The organism is Burkholderia sp. BCC0097 (assembly GCF_902832985.1).
Lineage (GTDB): Bacteria > Pseudomonadota > Gammaproteobacteria > Burkholderiales > Burkholderiaceae > Burkholderia > Burkholderia orbicola.
In genome coordinates, this window is sequence record NZ_CADFDM010000005.1 from 276954 (window position 1) to 299459 (window position 22506).

Consider the following 22506-nt stretch of genomic DNA (forward strand, 5'->3'; position numbering starts at 1 on the left):
CGCTCGCGCTATCGTGGCGCGGGTCGCGCTCGCTCGGCCTGATCGGGTACGCTTGCCGCCGCGGAAAGAGCGGCACGAAATTCCGTGCGTCGAGCCGTGAGTGAAGCGTCCATGAAGCCACGGCGGGGCAGGCCGGCGGCGCTCAGGTCACGAACCTGCGCGCCCCGACCCGCCACCGCAGTTCAGGACGCGTGCCCCGACGTCAGACTGAGCGCCACCGCTTGTGCGACTTCGATGCCGTCGATCGCTGCCGAATAGATGCCGCCCGCATAGCCTGCGCCTTCGCCGGCCGGATACAGGCCTTCGACGTTCATGCTCTGGTAGTCGTCCTTGCGTCGAATCCGGATCGGCGACGACGTGCGCGTCTCCACGCCGGTGAGCACGGCGTCGTGCATCGCGAAGCCGGCGATCTTCTTGTCGATCTCGGGCAGCGCTTCGCGGATCGCTTCGATCACGTAGTCCGGCAGTGCGGTACTGAGGTCGGTCGGATTCACGCCGGGCTTGTACGACGGCTCCACCGAGCCCAGCGACGTCGACGGCCGGCCCGCGATGAAATCGCCGACCAGCTGACCCGGCGCGCGGTAGTCGCCGCCGCCGAGCTCGAATGCGCGCTCTTCCCATTTGCGCTGGAACGCGATGCCGGCGAGCGGGCCGCCCGGATAATCGTCCGGCGTGATGCCGACGACGATGCCCGCATTCGCGTTGCGCTCCGCGCGGGAATACTGGCTCATCCCGTTGGTGACGACGCGGCCCGGCTCCGAGGTCGCGGCGACCACCGTGCCGCCCGGGCACATGCAGAAGCTGTAGACCGCGCGCCCGTTGCTGCAGTGGTGGACCACCTTGTAGTCGGCCGCGCCGAGCTGCTTGTGGCCCGCGAACTTGCCGAAGCGGCTGCGATCGATCAGCCCCTGCGGATGCTCGATGCGGAAACCGAGCGAGAATGGTTTCGCTTCGATATAGACGCCGCGGTCGTGCAGCATCTGGAACGTGTCGCGCGCGCTATGGCCCACGGCCAGCACCACGCGGTCGCACCGCAGCGTTTCGCCGTTCGACAGCTTGAGCGCGCGCACCTTGCCCTGGTCGATTTCGATGTCGTCGACGCGGGTTTCGAAACGCACTTCGCCACCGAGTTCGTGGATCGACGCGCGCATTTTTTCCACCATGCTGACGAGGCGGAACGTGCCGATGTGCGGGCGGCTCAGGTACAGGATGTCCTCGGGCGCGCCGGCCTTGACGAATTCGTCCAGCACCTTGCGGCCATAGTGGTGCGGATCCTTGATCTGGCTGTACAGCTTGCCGTCGGAAAACGTCCCCGCGCCGCCTTCGCCGAACTGCACGTTGGATTCGGGATTGAGCACGCTCTTGCGCCACAGGCCGAAGGTGTCCTTGGTGCGCTCGCGCACGGCCTTGCCGCGTTCGAGGATGATGGGACGGAACCCCATCTGCGCGAGGATCAGCCCCGCGAACAGCCCGCACGGCCCCATGCCGATGACGACCGGGCGCAGGAAGTCGGCGTGTTCGGGCGCCTTCGTGACGAAGTGGTACGCCATGTCGGGCGTCACGCCGCAATGCGGCTTGCCCGCGATGCGCTCGAGCGCGGCCGCTTCGTCCTTGACTTCGATATCGACGATATACGTGAGCTTGATGTCGGCACGCTTGCGCGCGTCGTGCGCGCGGCGGAACACGGTGTAACGGAGCAGTTCGTCTGGCGCCACGCCGAGTTCCGCGAGGCGCGCGCGAATCGCGGCCTCGAGCGCGCTCTCGGGGTGGTCGAGGGGGAGTTTAATTTCGCTTAGCCGTAACATGGGGACTCGGATGCGATTGCCACGGCGCCGTGGCGGTGTTGATACAGGCGGGGCCGGCACCCCGGCGGCGGCATTGTTCGCCGCGCGGGCATGCCGGACGCAAACCCTTCGCTGTCGTTGCGGGACGAGCGGTGCGGGCGGCAGTACGCCGACCCGTACGGCAACTCGAGCAACTTCAGGATAGGCGCACGAAGCGGCCCGTGTGCACGGAAGATTGTCCCGCGTGTCGGGCGATCGGTGCGCCATCATGACGATGCCGCGCGAGCGGTTTGCGTGAAAGCCGCGCCACGCGGGCGCGGCCCGGGCTTACTCCGCTGCCGGATGCACGCGGCTGTAGCGGTTCAGGATCGGGATCATTTGCGCGTAGATCTTCGGGTTCGCGGCGACGATCTCGTGGCGATGCAGGAAATCGGCGTCGCCCGTGTAGTTGCCGACGAGGCCGCCGGCCTCGGTGATCAGCAGACTGCCCGCCGCCATGTCCCACACGTTGATGCCTTGCTCGAAGAACGCGTCGAGGCGGCCGGCCGCGACGTTGGCGAGATCGAGTGCCGCCGCGCCCGGGCGGCGCAGGCCCGTGCAGGCCTGCGTCATTTCGGTGAAGAGGCGCGCGTAGGCGTCGAGGCCGTCCTTTTCGCGGAACGGGAAGCCCGTGCCGACGAGTGCATCTGCCAGGCGGTCGCGGCGGCCGACGCGGATGCGGCGATCGTTCAGGTACGCGCCGCGGCCGCGGGTGGCCGTGAACAGGTCGTTCTTGTTCGGATCGTAGACGACGGCCTGCGTGACGACGCCCTTGTGCTCGAGCGCGATCGATACGCAGTAGTACGGGAAGCCGTGGATGAAGTTGGTCGTGCCGTCGAGCGGATCGATGATCCACTTGAATTCGGATTCGTTCTCGGATTCGCCCGATTCCTCCGCGAGGATCGCGTGGTCGGGGTAGGCGGTCTTCAGCGTCTCGATGATCGCGTCTTCGGCGGCCTTGTCCACTTCGGTGACGAAGTCGTTCTGCTGCTTCTTGCGGATCTCGATCAGGTCGAGATCGAGGGACGCGCGATTGATGATCTGTCCGGCGCGGCGCGCAGCCTTGACAGCAATGTTGAGCATGGGATGCATGAGCCTGGATCCTGTAGCCGGCGGCACGGGCCGCCACGAAGTGGGACAACCGCCCGGAACGGCGCAAGCGTGCCGGGGCGAGGTGAGACGCGAATTGACAAAGAGCGGGGTACGACCCGCGCTGCGCCGGGCGCAACGCGTAAAGGCATGATTTTACCCGATTTTCGGCGGTTTCAGGCGACCGGCATGCGGGGAAACCCCCACTGGCCGTCCGGACGAGTGGGTTTGCCGGGGCGATGGCGATACCATACGGCCATTCTGATGAACCGAGTCGTATCGTAGTGGAAACTCCGCAGAACCCCGCCGCGCCGTCCGAATCGGGCGCGGCCTCGTCCCCGCCGCCGTCCGGCGGCTTCACGTCCACCCGCTTCGTGCTCGTCGAGCCGAGCCATCCCGGCAACGTCGGGGCGGCCGCCCGTGCGCTGAAGACGATGGGTTTCTCGCGCCTCGTGCTGGTTGCGCCGCGCGTGCCGCACGTGCAGAGCGACCCCGAGGCGATCGCGATGGCCAGCGGCGCGGACGACGTCCTCGCGTCCGCGCATGTCGTGCCGACGCTCGGCGAAGCGCTGTCCGGCGTGCACTGGTCGATCGCGCTGACCGCGCGCACGCGCGAATACGGGCCGCCGCGCCTCGCGCCGCGCGCGGCTGCCACACAGGCGAGCGCGCAGGTCGGCACGGGCGACATCGCGCTCGTGTTCGGCAACGAGCGCACCGGTCTCGCGAACGAGCATGTCGAGCAGTGCAGCGCGCTCGCGCACATTCCGGCCAACCCGGCCTACAGTTCGCTGAATCTCGCGCAGGCCGTGCAGGTGCTCGCATACGAGTTGCGCGTCGCGTTTCTCGAGCAGGCGAGCGAGCCGTCGGCGCAGCCGCAGGGCGAAGCCGGCACGCTCGCGCAAAGCGACGAGATCGAGCGAATGTACGTGCACCTCGAGAACGCGTTGATCGCGCTCGACTTCCTCGATCCACGCAATCCGAAGAAGTTGATGCCGCGGCTTCGGCGCCTGTTCGCACGCACGGGCCTCGAGCGCGAGGAGGTCAACATTCTGCGCGGCATCGCGAAGCACATCCTGCTGAAGTCGGGCAAACCGGGCGGCGACGCGTAAGCGGCCGGCGCTCCAGTCCGACGGATGCATCGTTTGGTCGGCTGATCATGCGTTGCTCGGTGGTAGGCGCCGGATCGGCTTTCACCTGATCGACGGTCCCCGGAAGCCCTGTCACGGCAAGCATGCCGGCCGAATACCCGTGCCGACGGCGGGGTGAACGCGCGGCCGCGTGCGGCCGGCCACGACTGGCCCTACAATCGCCGGACGTCATAAGCAAATTACCCGGTGCGATAACGGCCGGCATTGCCGGCGATGCGCGCCGGCCTTTTCCCAGATCACATCATGTTCACGAGACTGCGCGAAGACGTCGCAACGATTCGCGAGCGGGATCCCGCCGCTCGCAGTGCGTGGGAAGTGCTGACCTGTTATCCGGGGCTGCATGCGCTCGTGCTGCACCGTTTCGCGCACGCATGCTGGCGCGCGAAGCGCTACTGGCTCGCGCGGTTCGTGTCGCAGGCCGGCCGGTTCCTGACCGGCATCGAGATCCACCCCGGCGCGACGATCGGCCGGCGCGTGTTCATCGATCACGGCATGGGTGTCGTGATCGGCGAGACGGCGATCATCGGCGACGACTGCACGATCTATCAGGGCGTGACGCTGGGCGGCACGTCGCTCACGCGCGGCGCGAAGCGCCACCCGACGCTCGAGGCCGGCGTGATCGTCGGCGCCGGCGCGAAGGTGCTCGGCGGTTTCACGGTGGGCGCGGGCGCGAAGATCGGGTCGAACGCGGTGGTCGTCAAGCCGGTGCCGCCCGGCGGCACGGCGGTCGGCAACCCGGCGCGCATCGTGATGCCGGCGCAGCCGAAGCCGCAGCCCGAGCGCGCGGCATTCTGCGCGTACGGGATCACGCCGAACGCCGACGATCCGATGTCGCTCGCGATTCACGGGCTGATCGATCACGCGGCGAAGGAAAGCCGCCGCGTCGACGAGATCGTCGCGGCGCTCGAGCGGCTCGGTACGCATCTGGAAACGCTGCAGGGCGCCGACGCGGCGCGCCTGGACCTGCGCAGGCTATCGGCGGTGCTGGAAGGCAAGACGGTCGAACGCCAGATGTAACCCACGCGACGGGCGCTGATCGCTGCCGGTCTGCGCGCCGGCAGCGGTTGCCTCAGTCGAGCGGCATCGCGTGGATGCCTTCCGCGTCGACGCGCAGATAGCCGCCGCGCGGCGTGCCGTGATCGAGATCCCAGTCGGGCAGCACCCAGCGGATCCCGCCCGGTTCCGCGTGGCGCGCGGGGCGGTGCGTGTGGCCGTGAATGATCACGCTCGCGCGGCTTTTCCGGAACAGCGCGGCCACGCCGTCCCGCGTGACGTCGTAGATCGCCGAAGCCGGGCGCATCCGGCCCGCTTCGCTGTTCGAGCGCATGCGCTGCGCGAGCGCGCGGCGCCAGCGGAACGGCCAGGCGAGAAACAGCCATTGCGCGATGCGATTGCGCGCGAAGCGCCGGAACACCTGATAGCCGCGGTCGGCCGTGCATTGCGCGTCGCCGTGCGCGAGCACGATGCGCTGGCCGAACGCCATGATCAGCGACGGGTCGGGCAGCAGCATCGCGCCGGCCGCCTTCATGAAGCGCCGGCCGAGCAGGAAATCGCGGTTGCCGTGCATCACGTAGAGCGCGATGCCGCGTTCCGAGAACGTGTGCATCAGCGCGGCCATGCGCGCGGCGAACGGATCGTCGTCGAGGATATCGTCGCCGATCCAGTATTCGAATAGGTCGCCGAGGATGAACACCGAGTCGGCGCTGTCGGCGGTATATTTCACGAAATGCTCGAACGCGGCGACCGTCTTCGGAATCGCCTCGCTCAGGTGCAGATCGGAGAGAAACAGGAACGGGCGTGCGGCTTGCGCGTACTCGCGCTCGCCCGGCACGCCCGCGGAGACGCTTCGCGGCGGACTCTCCTGCAACATCGAAGTGCCTCCGTAACGACTATGCGTCAGACCACCACGGCCTTTTCGATCACGACGTCGTCGGTCGGCACGTCCTGATGGAAGCCGGCGTTGCCCGTCTTGACGCCCTTGATCTTGTCGACCACGTCCTGGCCTTCGACGACCTTGCCGAACACTGCGTAGCCCCAGCCCTGCGGCGTCGGCGACGAGTGGTTCAGGAAGTCGTTGTCGTTCACGTTGATGAAGAACTGGGCGGTCGCCGAGTGCGGATCGTTCGTGCGCGCCATCGCGACCGTGTAGTTGTCGTTCTTCAGGCCGTTGTTCGCTTCGTTGTCGATCGGCGCGTCGGTCGGCTTCTGCTTCAGGCCCGGCTCGAAGCCGCCGCCCTGGATCATGAAGCCGTTGATCACGCGATGGAACACGGTGCCGTCGTAATGGCCCTTCTTCACGTAGTTCAGGAAGTTCTCGACCGTCTTCGGTGCCTTCGCGGCGTCGAGTTCGAGCTTGATCACGCCGTGGTTCGTATGCAGTTCAACCATGATGAATTCCTTCGGTGAGGCGGTTTAAATGGCACGCGGCCGGTCGTGCGACGCGGCCGCGTGTGGCGCCGGACGTGCCGGCAGGTGCTTACTTCGAGACGATGCTCGCCGATTCGATCACGACCGGTTGCGCCGGTACGTCCTGCATCGGGCCGCGCGAGGTCGTCGCCACGCCTTCGATCTTCTTCACGACGTCGAGGCCCGACACGACCTTGCCGAACACCGCATAGCCGTTGCCGTCCGGGTTAGGGTAGTCGAGGCCGCCGTTGTCGACCGTATTGATGAAGAACTGCGCGGTGGCCGAATTCGGATCGCTCGTGCGCGCCATCGCGATCGTGCCGGTCAGGTTCTTCAGACCATTGCGGCTTTCCAGCGGGATCGGCGCGCGGGTCGGCTTTTCCTCGAAATTGGTCTTGTAGCCGCCGCCCTGGATCATGAAGCCCTTGATCACGCGATGGAAGATCGTGCCGTTGTACTGGCCGGCCTTCACGTAATCGAGGAAGTTGGCGACGGATTTCGGCGCCTTCTCCGGATAGAGCTCGACGCGGATGTCGCCCTGCGAGGTCTTCAGCTGCACGACGGGGTGCGCGGTGGCCGTTTGCGCGAACGCGGGCGCGGTCGCGAGAAGGGCGGCGCCGCCAAGCGCCAGCAACAGACGTTTCATTGCGATCCTCAGGTTGGGAGGGAAGGAAAGCCGCGCCGCTCAGTGCGACGGCGCGACGTACGGCGCCGCCAGTGCGCCCGACGGACCGCTGAACTGGAACGTCGGCGACATCGGCAGCGTGGTGGTGCTCACGTTCGCGGCGGCGCGGTCGGTGTAGTCGCGCGTGGCCGGCGTCGTCGCGCGGGCGTTCGGCGCGGCTTTCGACGGCGACACGATCTTCTGCAGATCGGCGAGGCGCTGCGCGGTCGCGCCGCTCGTGCGGCCGAGCGATTGCGCGCGCTTGTACGATTCGGCCGCGAGGCGCAGGTAGAGATCGCCGAGGTTCTCGTACGCGAGCGAGTAGCCCGGGTTCGATTGCGTCGCGGTGACGAGCGCGGTGCGCGCTTCGTCATAGCGGCCGTGCTTCGCGTAGAGCGCCGCGAGGTTGTTGTACGGCTCGGGCAGTTCGGGGTACGCCTGCGTGATCGCGACGAACTGCTGGATCGCGTCGTCGTCGCGGTTCAGGCGGGCCAGCACGGTGCCGCGCTTGAACTGCGCCTGCACGTCGTGCGGGTTCGACGCGATGCGCGCGTCGAGCTGCGCGAGCGCCTGCTGCCACTGCTTGCCGGCGATCGACGCGTCGATTTCGGGGGTGCCGTCGGCGACCGCCGGGGCCTTCTGCGCATGCGCCGCGGGAGCCGCGAAAAGCGTCAGCGCGACGCCCATGACGGTGGTCGCAACGAGGGTCGCAGCGCTCGGCGCGCGGCCGCGATGAGGTTTCATAGGCGTAAATCGGAATGTTATACTCCGAGCCATTCTAACAAAACGTCTGCGCGTTCCGGCGAGCGGCAGACAGTCTTTCTTAGCCTCTCGTGGCCGTCACCGCTGTGCTTGCAGCCTGACCGCCCCATGTGATATCGAGGACGCGCGGCCTGGCGCCGCGGCAGATGGTCCGTCCGTTTCACATGCTGGGCGAGCTTCGCCAGGGCGGTTTCCTTCGGCTCACGGTTCATCTCTATGGAATCACTGCGCATCTACAACACGCTCGCGCGTGACAAGCAAGTTTTCGTGCCGCGCCAGCCCGGCGAAGTGCGGATGTACGTATGCGGGATCACCGTCTACGACTATTGTCACGTGGGCCACGCGCGCATGCTGGTCGTGTTCGACCTCGTCCAGCGCTGGCTGCGTGCGATCGGCTATCGGGTCACGTACGTGCGCAACATCACCGACGTCGACGACAAGATCATCCGCCGCGCGGTCGAGAACGGCGAGACGATCAAGTCGCTGACCGACCGCTTCATCGGCGCGATGCACGAGGATGAAACCGCGCTCGGCATCCAGCGGCCCGATATCGAGCCGCGCGCGACGCAGTTCATCCCGCAGATGCTCGGCATGATCGAGACGCTCGAGACCAACGGCTACGCGTATCAGGCGGCCGACGGCGACGTCAATTACTCGGTGCGCAAGTTCGCAGACTACGGGAAGCTGTCGGGCAAGTCGCTCGACGATCTCCGCGCGGGCGAGCGCGTCGCCGCGAACGACGCGAAGCAGGATCCGCTCGACTTCGTGCTGTGGAAGCGCGCGAAGGCGGACGAGCCGGAAGGCGCGTCGTGGGCGTCGAAGTACGGGATGGGGCGCCCGGGCTGGCACATCGAGTGCTCGGCGATGGGCTGCTCGCTGCTCGGCAATCATTTCGACATCCATGGCGGCGGGCAGGATCTGCAATTCCCGCACCACGAAAACGAGATCGCGCAGAGCGAAGGCGCGACCGGCGAGACGTTCGTCAATTACTGGATGCACAACGGCTTCGTGCAGGTCGACAACGAGAAGATGTCGAAATCGCTCGGCAACTTCTTCACGATCCGCGAGGTGCTCGAGCGTTACGACGCGGAAGTCGTGCGCTTCTTCATCGTGCGCACGCACTACCGTTCGCCGCTCAATTACAGCGACGTGCATCTCGACGATGCGCGCGCGTCGCTCACGCGCCTGTACACCGCGCTGAAGGACGTCGAGCCCGACACGCTCGCGCTCGACTGGAACGAGCCGCACGCGCAGCGTTTCGCGGCCGCGATGAACGACGATTTCAACACGCCGGTCGCGGTGGCGACGCTGTTCGAGCTGGCGGGTGAAGTCAACCGCACGCGCGACGCATCGCTCGCACGGCAACTGAAACAACTGGCGGGCCTGCTCGGCCTGCTGGGCCGCGAACCGCGCGCGTTCCTGCAGCAGGCGTCCGGCGCCGCGCAGGCGGGCGGGCCCGCGGCCGACGAGATCGAAGCGAAGATCGCCGCGCGCGTCGCGGCGAAGCAAGCGAAGGACTATGCCGAAGCGGACCGGATCCGGGCGGAATTGCTCGAAGCCGGCGTCGCACTTGAAGACAAACCGGGCGGATCGACCGAATGGCGTCGCGTATGAGCGCAGCGCGTTCCACTGACCGATCCGTCAGGTAGGAGGCAAGATGGCAACGGCCAGAAAAGCGCCGGTCAGGCGCGCGACCCCGGTCGCCGCGCGTCCGGCAGCCAAGCGCGTACCGGCGGCGAAGGCGGACGCGACGCGCGCCGTGCCGAACGGCGCGCTGAACGGTCATGCGCAGCCGGCAGCCGCGCAGCCGGCCGCCGACGTGGCCCGCAAGACACGTGCGTCCGAAGCGGACGGCGAGGAGGTCGTCGTGCGTCCCGCCTATTGGGACAAGGCGTGCGCGGACCTCGTCAAGCGCGACCGGATCCTGAAGAAGCTGATTCCGAAGTTCGGTCCCGCGCATCTCGTGAAGCGCGGCGACCCGTTCGTCACGCTCGCGCGCTCGGTCGTCGGCCAGCAGATTTCGGTGCCGTCCGCCCAGTCGCTGTGGGCGCGCATCGAGGACGCCTGCCCGAAACTCGCGCCGCAACCGGTGATCCGGCTCGGCGCGGACAAGCTGATCGCATGCGGGTTGTCGAAGCGCAAGACGGAATACATCCTCGATCTCGCGCAGCATTTCGTGTCCGGGGCGCTGCACGTCGACAAATGGACGTCGATGGACGACGAGGACGTGATCGCGGAACTCACGCAGATCCGCGGCATCAGCCGCTGGACGGCCGAGATGTTCCTGATCTTCAACCTGTCGCGGCCGGACGTGCTGCCGCTCGACGACCCGGGCCTGATCCGTGCGATCAGCGTCAATTACTTCAGCGGCGAACCCGTCACGCGCAGCGAGGCGCGCGAGGTCGCGGCCAACTGGGAGCCGTGGCGCACTGTCGCGACCTGGTACATGTGGCGCAGCCTCGATGCGCCCGACGCCGACGCCTGAGCGTTGGCTATCGGGTTTTAAACATCAATAGTTGAGAGTCGGTTTTGAGCGTCGCCCGCGCGGGTAGAATACGCGCTGCCGCAAGACCCAAGGATTCGAACACATGAAGACCACGTTTCTGGATTTCGAACAGCCGATCGCCGAACTCGAGGCCAAGATCGAAGAGCTGCGATTCGTGCAGGACGACTCGGCTGTCGATATTTCGGAAGAAATCGAGCGGCTGTCGAAGAAAAGCCAGCAACTGACGAAAGACCTCTACGCGAACCTGTCGCCGTGGCAGGTGTCGCAGATCGCGCGGCATCCGCAGCGACCGTACACGCTCGATTACGTCGCGGAATTGTTTACCGATTTTCATGAGCTGCATGGCGACCGCGCGTTCGCGGACGACCTGTCGATCGTCGGTGGTCTCGCGCGCTTCGGCGGCCATCCGTGCATGGTGATCGGCCACCAGAAGGGCCGCGACACGAAGGAACGCGCCGCGCGCAACTTCGGGATGCCGCGTCCGGAAGGCTATCGCAAGGCCGAACGCCTGATGCGTCTGGCCGAGAAGTTCGGGCTGCCGATCTTCACGTTCGTCGACACACCGGGCGCGTACCCGGGCATCGGCGCGGAGGAGCGCGGCCAGTCGGAGGCGATCGGCCGCAACCTGTACGTGATGGCCGAGCTGAAGACGCCGATCATCACGACGGTGATCGGCGAGGGCGGTTCGGGCGGTGCGCTGGCGATCGCCGTGGCCGACACCGTGATGATGCTGCAGTTCTCGACCTATTCGGTGATCTCGCCGGAAGGCTGCGCGTCGATCCTGTGGAAGAGCGCCGCGAAGGCGCCGGAAGCCGCGGAAGCGCTGGGCCTGACCGCGCACCGCCTGAAGGCGCTCGGCCTGATCGACAAGATCATCAACGAGCCGCTTGGCGGCGCGCATCGCGATCCGAAGGGCATGGCCGCGTTGCTGCGTCGCGCGCTGGCCGATTCGCTGCGCCAGTTCCAGGGCATGAGCATCGATGCGCTGCGCGAGCGCCGCTTCGAGCGCCTGATGGCCTACGGCAAATTCAAGGAAACCACGCCCGGCGCATGACCGGCCGCGTATTCAAGGCGCGTGCCGCTGCACGCGCGTCTCGCTCGTGATCCCGCCCACCGAATTCTCCGCCGACCGCGTCGTACTCGACGCGGTCGGCGTTGCGCTTTCCAGCGTCCCCCCCGATGCACGCATCGCGATCGCCTACAGCGGCGGCCTCGATTCGACCGTGCTGCTCGATGCGGCCGTGCGCGTCGCGGGCGCATCGCGCTGCGTCGCGCTGCACGTGCATCACGGCCTGAGCGCGAACGCCGACGCATGGGTCGCGCATGCCGAAGGGCAAGCGGCGCGGCTCGGTGTCGCATTCGAATCGATGCGCGTCGACGTGCCGCGCGACAGCGGGCTTGGTATCGAGGCGACCGCGCGCGAGCGTCGCTACGCGGCACTCGACGCGATGGGCGAGCGCCATGGCGCGAATGTGTTGTGGCTCGCGCAACATGCGGACGACCAGGCGGAGACGGTGTTGCTGCAACTGTTGCGCGGCGCGGGAATCGCGGGGCTCGCGGCGATGGCGCCGCGTTATCGCCCCGACGGCGTGAGCATCGAGCGTGTACGTCCATTGCTGCGACTGTTGCGCGCACAACTCGAGCGCTATGCGGAGCAGCACGCGCTCGCGTGGATCGACGACGAATCGAACGGCGATACGCGCTATGCGCGCAATGCGCTGCGCATCGACGTGCTGCCGGCGCTGGCCGCGCATTTCCCGGGCTTTCGCGATGCGCTCGGTCGCGCGGCCCAGCATGCGGCGGCCGCTCAGCGGCTGCTCGACGATCTGGCCGAGCTCGATTTCGCCGTCGCCGCGCGCGATGACGGTCAGGCGCTGTCGCGCGACGCGCTGGTCGGATTCGACGACACGCGCGGCGCGAACCTGCTGCGCTTCTGGATGCGCCGGCTCGGTTTGCCGGGCGCGTCGGCTGCCCGTCTGGCCAACATGATGCGGCAACTGCGCGCGGCGCACGACGCGCATGCGCTGCGTGTCGATCACGCGGGGCAGTGCCTGCGGCTCTATCGCGATGTCGTGTACTGGGAGGCGGGCGACAGCAGCGAGCCGGTCGACGACGGCACGGGGACGCCGCAGCCGGAGGCGGTACTCGCGTGGGATGGGCAGGAAGTGTGGCATCTGCAGGGATGGCGCGGCACGTTCGTGTTCGCGCCCGCCGACGCGGACAGCGCCGACGCGGTGCCCGAGGCGCTGCTGCGCGGTACACGGCTGGCGGCGCGCGCCCGTGCCGGCGGCGAACGGATGCGCACGTCGCCGGGCGGGCCGGGCCGGACGCTGAAGAACCTGTTCCAGGAGCGCGGCGTGCCGGCCTGGCAACGCGACGTGCCGCTGCTGTTCGCGGGTGACCGGCTGATCTACGTGCCGCGGCTGGGCGTCAATCGCGACATCGGCGAGCCTGCCGACGCGGCGCGCGGTGACGCCGCATGGCGCCGGATCGAATGGCGTCCCGACCTGCTGATCGCATAGCGGTGGCAGGCTGCCGGCGGCGCGATGGCGTGCCCATTTTCACCATTTGGTAAACAGCGCCGGAACGGCCGCCGACACGGCGCGCGGCTTGTCAAGCGGGCTTCTATCGGGTACGCTCGGTCGTTTGCTCGGCTCGATTTTTGAGCGTTTTGTGCAGGTTTTCCGCGTGACGTACCCGGTTTGCGCGGCCTGATCGGCCTTCCGGGCAAAATCCGCCACGCTTGCGTGTTGCGTCCCAGCCGTCCCCCTCGTCGTCCGTCCACAGCCACAAGCCGCGTGACCGAACGGCTACGCGGCCTGCCCAGCGCGCCCGTGCGGTTTCTCCTCCAGTTCAGAACGACAATGGCACTCATCGTACACAAATACGGCGGCACTTCGATGGGCTCGGTCGAGCGCATCAAGAACGTCGCGAAACGCGTCGCAAAATGGCATCAGGCCGGGCACCAGATGGTGGTCGTGCCTTCGGCGATGTCCGGCGAAACCAACCGTCTGCTCGGTCTCGCGAAAGAGATTTCGAGCCAGCCGAGCCCGCGTGAGCTCGACATGATCGCGTCGACCGGCGAGCAGGTCAGCGTCGGCCTGCTGTCGATCGCGCTGCAGGAAATCGGCGTCGAGGCCGTGAGCTATGCCGGCTGGCAAGTGCCGATCAAGACGGACAGCGCGTTTACGAAAGCACGCATTCACTCGATCGACGACGAGCGCGTGAAGGACGATCTGAACGCAGGCAAGGTCGTGATCATCACGGGCTTCCAGGGCGTCGATCCGGACGGCCACATCACGACGCTGGGCCGGGGCGGCTCGGACACGTCGGCGGTGGCGGTGGCGGCTGCGCTGGGTGCCGAAGAGTGCCTGATCTATACCGACGTCGACGGCGTCTACACGACCGATCCGCGAGTCGTCGAAGAGGCGCGCCGCCTCGACCGCGTGACGTTCGAGGAGATGCTGGAAATGGCGAGCCTCGGCTCGAAGGTCCTGCAGATCCGCTCGGTCGAATTCGCCGGCAAATACCAGGTGAAGACGCGTGTGCTGTCGAGCCTGACCGATCCGCTGATTGCGCTCGACGAAGAAATGCGCTCGGGCACCCTGATTACTTTTGAAGAAGACGAGACCATGGAAAAGGCAGTCATTTCCGGCATCGCGTTCCAGCGCGACGAAGCACGCATTGCGGTGATGGGCGTGCCCGACAAGCCGGGCATCGCATATCAGATCCTCGGCCCGGTGGCCGATGCGAACGTCGACGTCGACATGATCATCCAGAACCAGAGCGTCGAAGGCAAGACCGACTTCACGTTCACGGTCGGCCGCGGCGACTACCAGAAGGCGATGGACATCCTCACCAACCAGGTGCAGGGCCATGTGAGCGCCGAGCGCGTGCAGGGCGACCCGAAGGTGTCGAAGGTGTCGGTCGTCGGCGTCGGCATGCGTTCGCACGTGGGCGTCGCGAGCAAGATGTTCCGCACGCTGTCGGAAGAGGGCATCAACATCCAGATGATCTCGACGTCCGAAATCAAGATTTCGGTACTGATCGACGAGAAATACATGGAGCTGGCCGTCCGCGCGCTGCACAAGGTATTCGAACTCGACCAGGCGTCGTGAATTTTTCGTGATGCATTGAAGAAAATGCATCACGGAAATTGACGCACGGTTCGAAACCCTATATTATCTCGTTCTCGTCGCACTGCCTCCCTGGTGCGAGCGAAAGTTTGGGAGACGTGGCCGAGAGGTCGAAGGCACTCCCCTGCTAAGGGAGCATCTGGGCCAAAACCTGGATCGAGGGTTCGAATCCCTCCGTCTCCGCCAAAAGCGGTGACAAAGCCCCGCAAGTTCTCGGACTTGCGGGGCTTTTTCTTTTCCGGCCCACCGTGTGGTGTCGTGCGCCGAGCATCGATGCCGTCGAGTCTCGTCCTCGGGCGCGCATCGTCGATACGGCACTCGGGCAATGAGTGCTCGACGGGAGGGGCGGTCATGCGCTACATATCGCGTATCGTTCCGCGCGACTCGAGGTGATGCTCGTGGCAACCCCGCATTCCGTTCTGACCGTCCTGTCTCATCGACCTGTCGACGGATTGATCGACAACCACGCACGTTACGCGCGTCTGCACGGCTACCGGCATGCAATGGTCGACGGCATGCACGTGTATGGCGAGCGCCAGCAGGTGCTGTACAAGTACCACGCGATCATCGCGCAACTGGTTGCGATGGAGCACGGTGCGTTGCTGCTCGTGCTCGATCCCTTCTCCGTCGTGTTCGATCCGCACGCGCTGACGGATGTCGCGCACGGTTACGATGCGATCGTCACGACGCAGACGTCGAAATCGGCCTTGCCCGCCGCGAGCGGCATGATCTTCCGCAACGTGCCCGACGTACGCGAGCAGTTGCGCCGGCTGGTGCTCGAACTGGGCAAGTGGGCGATGCATCTTCCGGAGCGGCAGCACGGGTGCGAGGCGACGCTGCTGGCAGCGCACTTTCCACCGCTGCCGTTCGATGTACCACTTGCAAACGGCCATTTCGCGTCGGCCCAGACGGTCTGGAGCGACGGCGTCTCGATCGATTCGATCGCCGGCGCGCGACCGCTCGTGGCGCACCAGGCTCCGGAGTGGCGAGACGTGAACGGCTGCTGGGCGCCGGTGCCCGATTACGACTTCCGCTACGTGACGGCGCTCGTCGACGATGCCGAACGGTACCAGCGCGGCGACTGTCCGCGCGCGATGGACGACTGGTGCGCCGCGCAGCAGCGACCGCGCGAAGCTGAGCGGCATGTGAATCCGCATGCGCCGATCGCGTTCGTGAGCCTGCATACGTCGCACATCGCAGGCTACGGCGACCTGCACGAGGAGAATTTCGTCCGGTACTGCACGCGACATGGCTATGCGTACCACACGTATCGCGCCGCGCCCGCCTTCCTGCCGGACGGCATCGACGCGAACTGGGCGAAGCTGCATCTGATTCGCGAACATCTGCCGCATCACACGTTCGTGTTCTGGGTCGATGCGGACATCCTCGCGATCGACCAGCGCCAGCGCATCGATGGCACGATCGAGGGGCGCGACTTCGTGATCGGGACCGATCACACGGCGTGGGCGATCAACTCGTGCATGATTGGCGTGCGCAACGTGGGGCCGATGCGCGAGCTGGTCGAACGCATCTGCGCGCGCATCGAGCGGTTCGACGATCGTTCGTCGGTCTATGCGAGTGGTGGCGACCAGCAGGCGATCTATGTGGAGTTGCTTGAGTCCGGCATGATCGACGCGCGCCATATCGTCGATGCGACGACGCTCGCGTCATCGCCGGTCTATGCGACGCGCGACAGCCGCTTCGTCCATTTCCCCGCCCAGCACGACCACTATCGTGCGGTGACGATGCGCGTATGGGATCGCTTGAGTTACCTGCGTTAACGGCCGCTCGCGTGAGAAGTGGTGCGCAAGAGTAACTCGATCTCCGGGATGCGTGGCATGAAATAGAATGAAATAAAAATGAAAGTATTTATGTAAGGCAGGAGACGCCACGCGACCGCAGCACTGTGGAACGCTGAGCATGTCGTTCCGGCCCTCCGAAATGCTCGGTTGACATCAAAAATGCGGCGCTGCGTCGATTTCCATCGCACGCAGCATCGAGCAATACGAAAAATTACTCATAAAAATCAGCGGACTACGCGGCCTCAAAAAATTGATGTTCTGCTGCGCTGCAGAAAATATTCAATCGTTTTATGCTGGTTAACCCGATCGCATTTGAGCGGCATCAACTTTTCCGGTGATGCCGCTTTACATTTTGCCAACATTGGCGATTCACGAAATCTACCTGTCGATTTGATTTCGTTCCTTTCGTCGCGCCTGTCCCCGATGCAGGGCGCGACCTCCTCAAGGCGTTGTTGACATGCATGATTTCCCCTTCCTGAGCCTGGCCATCTGGGTTCCGATACTGTTCGGCGCGGTGCTGCTGCGCGCCGGTTCCGACCAGCATTCCCGCCGGATACGACTGATCGCGCTGTTCGGCGCCATCGCCGGGCTGGCGGCCGTCGTCCCGCTGATTGCCGGTTTCGACGCGCATTCGGCGGCGATGCAGTTCGTCGAAAGACGCGACTGGCTGGCGGCATTCAATGCCGGCTGGCGGGTCGGCATTGACGGCGCGTCGCTGTGGCTCGTCGTGCTGACCGCATTCACGACGCTCGTGGTGGTGGTGGCGTCGTGGGAGTCGGTCACGGTGCGCGTCGCGCAGTACTACGCGTCGTTCCTGATCCTGTCGGGGCTGATGGTCGGCGTGTTCGTCGCGCAGGACGGGCTGCTGTTCTTCATCTTCTTCGAGGCGACGCTGATCCCGCTGTACCTGCTGATCGGTACGTGGGGGCGCGAGCGACGCGTGTATGCGGCCGTGAAGTTCTTCTTCATCTCGTTCGCCGGCTCGCTGTTGCTGCTGATGGCGATGCTGTACCTGTACGCGCAGTCGCATACGTTCGACATGGCCGTGTGGCGCACGCTGCAGCTCGGCTTCGCGCCACAGTTGCTGGTATTCCTCGGCTTCTTCGCGGCGTTCGCGGTCAAGGTGCCGATGTGGCCGGTCCACACGTGGCTGAGCGACGTGTACACGGACGGTCCGACGGGCGCCGCGTTGATGCTCGCGATGCTCAAGCTCGGCGGTTACGGGTTCCTGCGCTTCGCGCTGCCGATCACGCCGGATGCGAGCCACTTCTTCGCGCCGGCCGTGATCGCGCTGTCGCTGTTCGCGATCGTCTACGCGAGCCTGATCGCGCTCGCGCAGACCGATCTCGGCAAGCTGCTCGCGTATTCGACGGTCGCGCACATGGGGATCGTCACGCTGGGGCTGTTCCTGTTCAACCGGATCGGCGTCGAAGGCGCGATCGTGCAACTCGTGTCGTACGGCTTCGTGGCGGGCGCGATGCTGTTGTGCGTGAACGTGCTGGTGGATCGCACCAGGCAGCGCGAGATCGCCGCGTACGGCGGCGTGGCGGGCGTGATGCCGCGTTTCGCGACCTTCACGCTGCTGTTCGCGATGGCCAACGTCGGTCTGCCGGGCACGTCGGGGTTCGTCGGCGAGTTCATGGTGATCATGGGCGCGATCCGCTTCAACTTCTGGATCGGTGCGATCGCGGCGCTCACGCTGATCCTCAGCGCGTCGTACACGCTGTGGATGCTCAAGCGCGTCGTGTTCGGCAAGGTCGCGAGCCAGCGGATCGCGAAGCTCGCCGACCTGAATCGTCGCGAGATCGTGATGTTCGCGTCGCTCGCGCTGATCGTGCTGGCGGTCGGCATCGATCCGAAGCCGTTCACCGATGCGATCGATCCGACCGTCGGCAAGCTGATCGAGGAAGCGAGCCATTCGAAGGTGCCGGCAGGGGATGGCCCCGCGCCGGCGCTGCCGTCGTACATGGCATCGACGCACGACTGATCCCGGCACACCGCGCCGCGCAGGCGAGCCGCATACGCGCGGCAGGTATCGTTGCGCGCGCATCGATCGAGGCCCGGCACGGGGAGTGTCGGGCCCGCTTCCTGCTGCGTGAAATTGCCCCGCGACAATGTGACTCACGGCAGATTTTGCAATGATGATTTGCCGCCTGCACCGGTTTTTCATCGCACTCGCGCGACGTATGATTCGGCCAATTTCGTGAATCGAATGCGCATCGGGCATACGCAAACGGATTCAATGACCCGCGGGGCTGTGTGATGAAAAGAAGAGCTTCAAGAGGCTGGTCGGCGCTGATGGCCATGGGCGCGGCACTGAGCCTGTCAGGTTGTAATTTAGATGTACTAAATCCGAAAGGAAGCGTGGGTGCGGCAGAAAAGTCGCTGATCGCGACGTCCACCTGGGCGATGCTGATCGTCGTCGTGCCGGTGATCCTGCTCACGCTATGGTTCGCATGGCGTTACCGCGCGTCGAACCGCAACGCCGCCTACGCGCCGAACTGGTCGCACTCGACCGCGATCGAGGTCGTGATCTGGACGGTGCCGACGCTGATCATCCTGTTCCTCGGCGTGCTCACGTGGAAGACCACGCACGAGCTCGATCCATACAAGCCGCTCGAATCGGCGGTGAAGCCGATCGACGTCGAAGTGGTCGCGCTCGACTGGAAGTGGCTGTTCATCTATCCGGAGCTCGGCATCGCGTCGGTGAACCAGCTCGCGATTCCGGTCGGCACGCCGGTGAACTTCCGCATCACGTCGGATTCGGTGATGAACTCGTTCTTCATCCCGCAGCTCGGCGGCCAGGTCTATGCGATGGCCGGCATGCAGACGCGCCTGCACCTGATCGCCGACGAGCCCGGCAACTACGCGGGCACGTCCGCCAACTTCAGCGGCCGCGGTTTCTCCGACATGAAGTTCCGCACGCTCGCCGAGCCGCGCGAGCAGTTCGATGCGTGGGTGCAGAAGGTGAAGGCATCGCCGGACCGGCTCGACGCGACTATGTACGGCGGCGTCGCGCAGCCGAGCGAGAAGGCGCCGGTGCGCTATTTCTCGTCGGTCGATCCGCGGCTCTTCCACAACATCATCGCGAAATACAACGATGGCCACGTCCTCGACCTGAAGGACGCCGCCTGCGGCACGAAGGGGTAACGCATGTTCGGCAAACTCACACTCTCGGCGATCCCGTTCGATCAGCCCATCATCATGGGGGCCGGCGCCTTCATGGGTCTGGTCGTGCTGGGCATTCTCGCCGCGCTGACGATCACCGGCCGCTGGAAATGGCTGTGGACGGAATGGCTGACCACGGTCGACCACAAGAGACTCGGCGTGATGTACATCATCGTCGCGCTGATCATGCTGCTGCGCGGCTTCGCCGACGCGATCATGATGCGCATGCAGCTCGCGCTCGCGTACAACGCGCCCGGCTACCTGCCGCCGCACCACTATGACCAGATCTTCACGGCGCACGGCGTGATCATGATCTTCTTCATGGCGATGGTGTTCATGGTCGGCCTGATGAACCTGGTCGTGCCGCTGCAGATCGGCGCGCGCGACGTCGCGTTCCCGTTCATCAACTCGCTGTCGTTCTGGATGACGGCGGTCAGCGCGATCCTGATCAACCTGTCGCTCGTGATCGGCGAATTCGCGCAGACGGGCTGGCTCGCGTACCCGCCGCTGTCGGAACTGCAGTTCAGTCCGGGGGTAGGGGTCGACTACTACCTGTGGGCGCTGCAGATCTCGGGTGTCGGCACGCTGCTGACCGGCGTGAACTTCTTCGTGACGATCATCAAGATGCGCGCGCCGGGCATGACGCTGATGAAAATGCCCGTGTTCACGTGGACGGCCCTGTGCACGAACGTGCTGATCATGGCGTCGTTCCCGATCCTGACCGCGACGCTCGCGCTGCTCGGCCTCGACCGTTACCTCGGCATGCATTTCTTCACGAACGACGCCGGCGGCAACGCGATGCTGTACCTGAACCTGATCTGGGCGTGGGGCCACCCGGAGGTGTACATCCTGATCCTGCCGGCGTTCGGGATCTTCTCGGAAGTCATCGCGACGTTCGCGAAGAAGCCGCTGTTCGGCTACAAGACGATGGTGTACGCGACCTGCGCGATCATGGTGCTGTCGTTCCTCGTGTGGCTGCATCACTTCTTCACGATGGGCTCGGGCGCGAACGTGAATGCGTTCTTCGGGATCATGACGATGATCATCGCGATTCCGACCGGCGTGAAGGTGTTCAACTGGCTGTTCACGATGTACCGCGGCCGGATCGAATTCACGACGCCCGTGCTGTGGACGATCGGCTTCATGGTCACGTTCACGCTCGGCGGCATGACCGGCGTGATGATGGCGATTCCCGGCGCGGACTTCGTGCTGCACAACAGCCTGTTCCTGATCGCGCACTTCCACAACGTGATCATCGGCGGCGTGCTGTTCGGCTATCTGGCGGGCTTCAACTACTGGTTCCCGAAGGCGTTCGGCTTCAAGCTGAACGAGAAGCTCGGCAAGGCCGCGTTCTGGTTCTGGCAGGTCGGCTTCTACGTCGCGTTCGTGCCGCTCTACGTGCTCGGCTTCATGGGCATGACGCGCCGCCTGAACCACTACGACAACCCGGCCTGGCATCCATGGCTGCTGGTCGCCGCGTTCGGCGCCGTGCTGATCGCGATCGGCATCGCGTGCCAGTTGCTGCAGCTGGTGGTCAGCATCCGCAACCGCCATCTGCCCGAGTACCGCGACACGACGGGCGACCCGTGGGGCGGCCGCACGCTGGAGTGGGCGACCTCGTCGCCGCCGGCCGACTACAACTTCGCGGCGATCCCGCAGGTGCGCACGCTCGACGCGTATGCAGACATGAAGGCACGCGGTGAAGGCCGGCCGAACCCGGCGACGTTCCGCGACATCCACATGCCGTCGAATACCTGTGCGGGCTTCGTGATCGCGGTCTTCAGCCTGGTGCTCGGCTTCGCGCTGGTGTGGCACATCTGGTGGATGGCGATCGGCGGGCTCGTCGGGATCATCGCGACGCTCGTGATCTACAGCTCGCGCGATAACGACGGCTATTACATCCCTGCGTCGACGGTGCGCAAGACCGAAGACAAGCAGCCGACGCGGCGCGCGGCCGCGCGCGTCGACGACGTGGAACTGGAGGCCAACTGATGTTGCAGAAAACCATGAGCGCAACCCTGCTCGAGCACGACGACCATCCGCCGTCGCATTCGGTGTTCGGGTTCTGGTTGTACCTGATGACCGACTGCGTGATCTTCGCGGCGCTGTTCGCGACGTTCGCGGTGCTCGGCCACCAGTACGCGGGCGGGCAGACGGCGAAAGAGCTGTTCGACATTCCGGGCGTCGCGGTCGAGACCGCCGCGCTGCTGCTGTCGAGCATCACGTACGGCTTCGCGATGCTCGCCGCGTACCAGCAGCGACGCGGCGCGCTGCTCGCATGGCTCGCGGTGACGTTCGTGCTCGGCGCGGCGTTTCTCGCGATGGAACTGCGCGAGTTCTCGCACCTGATCGCGGAAGGCGCGGGCCCGCAGCGCAGTGCGTTCCTGTCGGCGTTCTTCACGCTGGTCGGCACGCACGGGCTGCACGTGACGGCCGGCCTCTTGTGGATGATCGTGCTGGCCGCGCAGATCGTGTTGCGCGGCGGCGACCTGACCGATCGCGACCTGCGACGCCTGACGTGCCTGAGCCTGTTCTGGCACTTCCTCGACATCGTGTGGATCTGCGTGTTTTCCTTTGTCTATCTCGCGAGCGTGATCTAAATGGCCCATTCGCATTCGTCTCAACTCGAAGAAGGGCACGGCAGTGTTGGCGGCTACGTCGCCGGTTTCATCCTGTCGGTGCTGCTCACGGCCGCGTCGTTCGGCCTCGTGATGGGCGGCGTGCTGTCGCCGCATGCGTCGCTGATCGGGCTGGCCGTGCTCGCCTTCGTGCAGATCGTCGTGCACCTCGTGTACTTCCTGCACATGAACGGCTCGTCGGGCCAGCGCTGGAACGTGATGGCGTTCAGCTATACGGTGCTGACCGCCGCGATCGTGATCGTCGGCACGCTGTGGGTGATGCACAACGTCAGCATGAACATGATGTCGCGTTGAGCGGCAGCATGGCGCATCGGATTCGCATCCCTGCGCGTTCGTGAAGAAAAGGCGGCACATGCGTGCCGC

General features: G+C 65.6%; 19 protein-coding genes and 1 tRNA gene. 14 read left to right on the forward strand and 6 right to left on the reverse strand.

Going from position 1 to position 22506, the window contains the following annotated elements; all coding sequences use genetic code 11:
* Positions 1-182: 182 nt before the first annotated feature.
* The gene (locus tag HWX07_RS18860) at positions 183-1805 is read right to left on the reverse strand and encodes an NAD(P)/FAD-dependent oxidoreductase (RefSeq protein ID WP_124701712.1); all 1623 of its coding nucleotides are present in this window, start codon (positions 1803-1805) and stop codon (positions 183-185) included.
* Between the two features lie 306 nt (positions 1806-2111).
* On the reverse strand, positions 2112-2915 hold the full coding sequence (locus tag HWX07_RS18865) for an inositol monophosphatase family protein (RefSeq protein ID WP_011549489.1): 804 nt from the start codon (positions 2913-2915) through the stop codon (positions 2112-2114).
* A 281-nt stretch (positions 2916-3196) separates the two neighbouring features.
* Between HWX07_RS18865 and HWX07_RS18870 the strand changes: the two genes are divergently transcribed.
* Both HWX07_RS18870 and cysE read left to right on the forward strand, forming a co-directional pair.
* Positions 3197-4021 (forward strand): RNA methyltransferase, encoded by an 825-nt coding sequence (locus HWX07_RS18870; RefSeq protein ID WP_175877307.1) that lies wholly within the window; start codon positions 3197-3199, stop codon positions 4019-4021.
* Between the two features lie 282 nt (positions 4022-4303).
* Entirely contained in the window at positions 4304-5077 is a 774-nt protein-coding gene (gene cysE, locus HWX07_RS18875) for a serine O-acetyltransferase (RefSeq protein WP_226210758.1), read from the forward strand.
* Positions 5078-5129: 52 nt separating this feature from the next.
* Here the strand turns inward: cysE and HWX07_RS18880 are convergent, their stop codons facing one another.
* The 4 genes from HWX07_RS18880 to HWX07_RS18895 form a co-directional block, all read right to left on the reverse strand.
* Positions 5130-5930: a UDP-2,3-diacylglucosamine diphosphatase gene (locus HWX07_RS18880; protein ID WP_175877309.1), complete on the reverse strand. Its 801-nt coding sequence runs from the start codon at positions 5928-5930 to the stop codon at positions 5130-5132.
* A 26-nt stretch (positions 5931-5956) separates the two neighbouring features.
* Positions 5957-6448, reverse strand: a complete 492-nt coding sequence (locus tag HWX07_RS18885; RefSeq protein ID WP_006478428.1) for a peptidylprolyl isomerase — start codon at positions 6446-6448, stop codon at positions 5957-5959.
* 88 nt (positions 6449-6536) lie between these two features.
* Positions 6537-7112, reverse strand: coding sequence for a peptidylprolyl isomerase (locus tag HWX07_RS18890; RefSeq protein ID WP_006478429.1), 576 nt, complete (start codon positions 7110-7112; stop codon positions 6537-6539).
* A 39-nt stretch (positions 7113-7151) separates the two neighbouring features.
* On the reverse strand, positions 7152-7874 hold the full coding sequence (locus HWX07_RS18895; RefSeq protein ID WP_175877310.1) for a tetratricopeptide repeat protein: 723 nt from the start codon (positions 7872-7874) through the stop codon (positions 7152-7154).
* Between the two features lie 234 nt (positions 7875-8108).
* Between HWX07_RS18895 and cysS the strand changes: the two genes are divergently transcribed.
* From cysS to cyoD, 12 genes are all read left to right on the forward strand, one after another.
* Positions 8109-9506 carry a cysteine--tRNA ligase gene (cysS, locus tag HWX07_RS18900; RefSeq protein WP_175877311.1) on the forward strand — a complete coding sequence of 466 codons (1398 nt, stop codon included), beginning with the start codon at positions 8109-8111 and terminating at the stop codon, positions 9504-9506.
* A gap of 43 nt (positions 9507-9549) precedes the next feature.
* Entirely contained in the window at positions 9550-10377 is an 828-nt protein-coding gene (locus HWX07_RS18905) for a DNA-3-methyladenine glycosylase (RefSeq protein WP_175877312.1), read from the forward strand.
* Between the two features lie 103 nt (positions 10378-10480).
* Positions 10481-11452, forward strand: a complete 972-nt coding sequence (locus HWX07_RS18910) for an acetyl-CoA carboxylase carboxyltransferase subunit alpha (RefSeq protein WP_006478433.1) — start codon at positions 10481-10483, stop codon at positions 11450-11452.
* Positions 11453-11498: 46 nt separating this feature from the next.
* Complete coding sequence (gene tilS / locus HWX07_RS18915) at positions 11499-12920, forward strand: tRNA lysidine(34) synthetase TilS (RefSeq protein WP_175877313.1); 1422 nt, start codon at positions 11499-11501, stop codon at positions 12918-12920.
* Between the two features lie 342 nt (positions 12921-13262).
* Positions 13263-14516 (forward strand): aspartate kinase, encoded by a 1254-nt coding sequence (locus HWX07_RS18920; RefSeq protein ID WP_011549493.1) that lies wholly within the window; start codon positions 13263-13265, stop codon positions 14514-14516.
* Positions 14517-14626: 110 nt separating this feature from the next.
* Positions 14627-14720 (forward strand) — tRNA-Ser (locus HWX07_RS18925).
* Between the two features lie 206 nt (positions 14721-14926).
* Complete coding sequence (locus HWX07_RS18930; protein ID WP_175877314.1) at positions 14927-16315, forward strand: hypothetical protein; 1389 nt, start codon at positions 14927-14929, stop codon at positions 16313-16315.
* Between the two features lie 478 nt (positions 16316-16793).
* Complete coding sequence (locus HWX07_RS18935; protein WP_175877315.1) at positions 16794-18323, forward strand: NADH-quinone oxidoreductase subunit M; 1530 nt, start codon at positions 16794-16796, stop codon at positions 18321-18323.
* A 275-nt stretch (positions 18324-18598) separates the two neighbouring features.
* Positions 18599-19486, forward strand: a complete 888-nt coding sequence (gene cyoA, locus HWX07_RS18940) for a ubiquinol oxidase subunit II (protein ID WP_175877316.1) — start codon at positions 18599-18601, stop codon at positions 19484-19486.
* Positions 19487-19489: 3 nt separating this feature from the next.
* Positions 19490-21496 carry a cytochrome o ubiquinol oxidase subunit I gene (cyoB, locus tag HWX07_RS18945; RefSeq protein ID WP_175877317.1) on the forward strand — a complete coding sequence of 669 codons (2007 nt, stop codon included), beginning with the start codon at positions 19490-19492 and terminating at the stop codon, positions 21494-21496.
* Complete coding sequence (cyoC, locus tag HWX07_RS18950) at positions 21496-22104, forward strand: cytochrome o ubiquinol oxidase subunit III (protein WP_175877318.1); 609 nt, start codon at positions 21496-21498, stop codon at positions 22102-22104. Before cyoB ends, cyoC begins: the two co-directional genes overlap by 1 nt.
* The gene (gene cyoD, locus HWX07_RS18955) at positions 22105-22437 is read left to right on the forward strand and encodes a cytochrome o ubiquinol oxidase subunit IV (protein ID WP_006478441.1); all 333 of its coding nucleotides are present in this window, start codon (positions 22105-22107) and stop codon (positions 22435-22437) included.
* Positions 22438-22506 lie beyond the last annotated feature (69 nt).